Genomic DNA, 4,145 nt, shown 5'->3' with positions numbered 1-4,145 from the left:
GCCAGATAAACTGGCCTTCTTCCAGCCATTTGGTAAACAGGCACAGGCCATTAACGTCAGCCCAGAGGATTTTTCACGGTATTGCCATTGCGACCACGGAAGATAAACAGGTGGCCGGAGAACAGGTTTTCATCAAGTGCATGCTGTACCAGCTCGTCCAGACCATTGAACGATTTACGCATATCCGTGACGCCAGCAACCAGCCAGATACGGGTGCCTGACGGGAGGGATATCATTGGCTTCTCCCGGTCAGCTCGCGGGGCCGCACGGCCAGCAACTCTGATGACGGGTTTTCAAGCGTCATTTTGCCGTGACGGAACTCAACACAACAGGAGGTGGCATTCAGCGTTGAAAGCTGACCCGGATCTGTGTTCGTCTCACCTGTTGGCGTTGGGTCAGGTATCACCTCGACAGGCAGCATCATCGGTGATGGTGAGGATTCGACTATTGCAGGAAGACGACGTGATATGCGACCCTCTTCCTGCCAGAGCCGTAACCATTTAAAGATGACGTTATCGTTAATGCCATTTTCGCGGGCAATCTGAGCAACGCAGGGACCGGGGCAAGAAGCCAGTTCGACCATAAGGAGCTTGAAGTCATTCGAATAATTTTTACGAAGTTCTTTTCGCCAGGATTGGGTTTCCATACTTAGATGTCCGTCTGTAACAGGTGGGCGTCTAAGTTACCTGCACTGGCTTAATGGCTAAATATGGCGCTGGCTTTACGCTTACGAAAAGAATGTTTGCCGAGATCGATACCAATAAGCGTGACGTTTTGCATGATGGTCTTCTCCATAAAGAAACACCATGTCAGCGTACCGCTCACAGGGTGGTGGGGACCATCTCATTAACCGCCGCGGGGGCGGGTTTTACTTTTCAGGCATGAACTACTCGAATTCATTCCATGAGCGACCATCGCGGGTGATCATCGTGACGGAAGCCACCGGCCCCCACGTCCCCGCCTGATAAGGCTTAGGCGCTTCTTTATCGGCAGACCAAGCATCCATAATAGAGTCGACCCATTTCCACGCCTCTTCCACTTCATCACGGCGCACGAACAGTGCCTGAATACCGCGCATGGTTTCCAGCAGCAGGCGTTCATAGGCATCTGCTAGGTGCGACTGATTAAAGGTTTCTGAGAAGCTCAGATCCAACTTGGTGGTTTGCAGGTTGTGCTTGTGGTCAAGGCCCGGCACTTTGTTCAGGATCTGAATATCCATGCCTTCATCCGGCTGCAGGCGAATGGTCAGTTTGTTCTGCGGCAGCTCCTGCCAAGTATCTTTGAACAGGTTCAGCTCCGGATTCTTGAAGTAGACCACCACTTCGGAACATTTGGTTGGCAGACGCTTGCCGGTACGCAGGTAGAACGGCACGCCTGCCCAGCGCCAGTCGTCGATATCCACGCGAATAGAGACGAAGCTTTCAGTGGTGCTGGTTTTATTCGCCCCCTCTTCTTCAAGGTAGCCAAGCACTTTTTTGCCCTGCACGAAGCCGGAAGTATACTGACCACGCACGGTTTTTTCGCGCACGTTGGTGTGGTCAATACTGCGCAGGGAGCGCAGCACTTTCACTTTTTCGTCACGAATACGGTCAGCAGAAAGGTCCGCCGGCGGTGACATCGCTACCATGGTCAGAACCTGCAACAGATGGTTCTGGATCATATCGCGCATCTGGCCAGCTTGGTCAAAGTAACCCCAGCGGCCTTCGATTCCCACTTCTTCGGCCACGGTAATCTGCACGTGGTCGATGGTGCGGTTATCCCAGTTGGAGGCAAACAGCGAGTTAGCAAAACGCAGCGCCAACAGATTAAGTACCGTCTCTTTACCGAGGTAGTGGTCAATACGGAAAACCTGACTCTCGTCGAAGTATTCTCCGACTTGGTCGTTAATTTCCTGCGAGGTCGCCAGCGAGGTGCCCAGCGGTTTTTCCATCACTACGCGCGCCGGGTGCGCATTCAGCTTGGCTGTGCCCAGCCCTTCACAGATCGCGCCAAAAGTGCTTGGCGGCATGGCGAAGTAGTTGATGGTGACGCGTTTTTTCTGGTCCAGCATCTTGCCTAGGCGCGGGAAATGCCCCCTGTCGTTGACATCCAAGTTGCAGAAATCGAGGCGGTTGCAGAGCTTATCCCACAGCGCTTCGTCGATTTTCTCCTTCATGAAGGTTTCCAGCGCTTCACGCACCACTTCGGTATAGGCTGCTTTATCCCACTCAGCGCGGCCAACGCCGATAATGCGGGAGTCCTCATGAATCTGACCGGCTTTTTCTAATTGGTACAGAGAGGGCAACAGTTTCCGGCGTGCAAGGTCGCCTTTGGCACCGAAAATTATCAGATCGCATGCCTGGGCTGTTTGTGTAACCGCCATTTCATTCTCCTCGATGCAGGATTAGCCTGTCCCTAAAATTCCGTAGTCAGACAGACTCTTATTGTAATTTTGTTTCAATACAATGTACTGCTTTTGCCCAGTCCGCGGAAACCAGCCGGACGCACTCAGGCACAATATAGTATTCAACCAATGCAATGCCTAATTTAGTGACAAACAACAGGGGCTGGCAGTCAGTTTCTGCGTAATTTTTCGACATTTTTGTTACTGTTATTACAGTCGTGAAAATCAGACAAAGCTAAAACTCTGGCAAAAAATGTAAAGTGTTGTCATTATGCTACTGCCACCGGGCCTGTAGCGCATTGTATATTCTCTACAAAACGACATCGATTTTTCCTTTGATTGAAATCGTCAGAATGTATGAGCGGGTAGCAATATGAATATGCTGGAAAAAATTCAGTTACAACTAGAAAATTTGAGCAAATCCGAACGCAAGGTTGCGGAAGTGATCCTCGCCTCCCCAACCACCGCGATGCACTCCAGCATTGCGCTGCCGGCGTCAGGGAGCCGACGGTTAACCGCTTCTGCCATCGACTGGATGCCAACGGCTTTCCAGATTTTAAATCTCCCGCTGGCTCAAAGCCTAGCAAAGGGCTCGCCCGATGTCAGCCGTAATGTTGAACAGGATGACAGCGTCGAGTCCTATTCTAGCAAAATTTTTGAATCGGCAATGGCCGGTCTCAACCGGGTAAAACAAAGTCTGGACGTTGATGCCGTTAATCGGGCGGTCGATCTGCTTACCCACTCGAAGAAAATCGCCTTTTTTGGCCTCGGCGCATCCGCCGCTGTCGCACACGATGCGATTAATAAATTTTTCGCTTCAATGTGCCGGTTATCCATTCAGATGATATTGTGATGCAGCGCATGAGCTGTATAAACAGCGGTGAAGGCGATGTGATGATGCTGATCTCCCATACCGGGCGCACAAAAGGTATGGTTGAACTGGCAATGCTGGCCCGTGAAAATGATGCCACCGTGCTGGCTATTACCTCTCCCGGCTCGCCACTTGCCCGCGAAGCCACACTGGCTCTGACGCTGGACGTTTCTGAAGACACTGATATCTATATGCCAATGGTTTCCAGACTGACGCAGCTCACTCTGATTGACGTCTTAGCGACCGGTTTCACCCTGCGGCGCGGTGCAAAATTTCGCGATAATCTGAAACGGGTGAAAAAGCACTGAACGATTCACCCTTCGAGAAAGAAAGCCTGATTTCTGCTCTGACGCGCCAGTAATTAACCGTTTTTTAAATCAGTAAAGACGGTAAAGGGTCGAATTCATCTGGCCCAAATTATATGACTAAAGATACAGCCTAAGTAGTGCTTGCTCCCGCAACACCACACTCAAAGTCAACGGGGTTATACATGTCAAGACGTCTCAGGTCAAGAACGTAGCGCCCTTAAGGGCGAGCGTCACGGCTTCGCCGTTCCGGTGCTTTGCATGACTGGAACTCCGCTTTATACTCAGCTCCATGTATATCCCGCGTCCCGCCAAACTCCTTTTCACCGTCGATGACGGCTGGAACCGCTATCTCGAAAAACATGGCGACAGCGTCAGCCAGTGGACCCAACTCGCCGTTGAGCGCATGCTCGCCTGTGGCACCTGCGCTATGGGTGTGCGCCGCTACTGCTGCGCTTTACCTGGCTTTACCTGACTGTACCCACTCCCGCTTCTTCTGCCAGAGCTGCAAGTCAAAGGCCTGCAGCATGAAGTCCACCGAACAGTGGATTGCTGAGCAACAACACGTCCTGCCCGACTGCGAATG

2 protein-coding genes and 3 pseudogenes are annotated in these 4,145 nt (G+C 51.7%); 2 read left to right on the top strand and 3 right to left on the bottom strand.

Annotated elements, in window-relative coordinates; all coding sequences use genetic code 11:
- The 3 genes and pseudogenes from tnpB to zwf form a co-directional block, all read right to left on the bottom strand.
- Positions 1-236, bottom strand: a pseudogene (gene tnpB / locus BBW68_RS07275) (IS66 family insertion sequence element accessory protein TnpB); the annotation flags it as partial.
- Positions 233-646 carry a transposase gene (locus BBW68_RS07270; RefSeq protein ID WP_070134622.1) on the bottom strand — a complete coding sequence of 138 codons (414 nt, stop codon included), beginning with the start codon at positions 644-646 and terminating at the stop codon, positions 233-235. The gene BBW68_RS07270 and the pseudogene tnpB, both read right to left, overlap by 4 nt.
- Before the next feature lie 240 nt (positions 647-886).
- Entirely contained in the window at positions 887-2,362 is a 1,476-nt protein-coding gene (gene zwf / locus BBW68_RS07260) for a glucose-6-phosphate dehydrogenase (RefSeq protein WP_070134620.1), read from the bottom strand.
- 394 nt (positions 2,363-2,756) lie between these two features.
- Here zwf and BBW68_RS07255 point away from each other — a divergent pair.
- A pseudogene (locus tag BBW68_RS07255) lies at positions 2,757-3,615 on the top strand (MurR/RpiR family transcriptional regulator).
- A gap of 236 nt (positions 3,616-3,851) precedes the next feature.
- Positions 3,852-4,145, top strand: a pseudogene (locus tag BBW68_RS20605) (transposase zinc-binding domain-containing protein); the annotation flags it as partial.

This window comes from Candidatus Erwinia dacicola (assembly GCF_001756855.1).
Lineage (GTDB): Bacteria > Pseudomonadota > Gammaproteobacteria > Enterobacterales > Enterobacteriaceae > Erwinia > Erwinia dacicola.
Note: the sequence above shows the minus strand (reverse complement) of the source record. Positions and strands in the feature narration are given on the sequence as shown.